Annotated in this window: 1 tRNA gene; it reads left to right on the forward strand. The window is 43.1% G+C overall.

Annotation, left to right across the window (positions count from 1 at the left end):
• Window positions 1-7 precede the first annotated feature (7 nt).
• A tRNA-Ala gene (locus ACOZK9_RS27425) sits at window positions 8-83 on the forward strand.
• Window positions 84-255 lie beyond the last annotated feature (172 nt).

Below are 255 nucleotides of genomic sequence, written 5' to 3' on the forward strand. Positions count from 1 at the left end.
TTTGTATGGGGCCATAGCTCAGCTGGGAGAGCGCCTGCCTTGCACGCAGGAGGTCAACGGTTCGATCCCGTTTGGCTCCACCATTAACTGCTTCTGCTGTTAGAGTTTAGAAATGAATATTCCGGTGCGAATATTGATTTCTAGTCTTTGATTAGATCGTTCTTTAAAAATTTGGGTATGTGATAGAAAGATAGACTGAACGTTACTTTCACTGGTAACGGATCAGGCTAAGGTAAAATTTGTGAGTTACTCTGC

It is taken from the genome of Pseudomonas kitaguniensis (assembly GCF_049199985.1).
In the GTDB taxonomy this organism is placed as follows: Bacteria; Pseudomonadota; Gammaproteobacteria; order Pseudomonadales; family Pseudomonadaceae; genus Aquipseudomonas; species Aquipseudomonas kitaguniensis.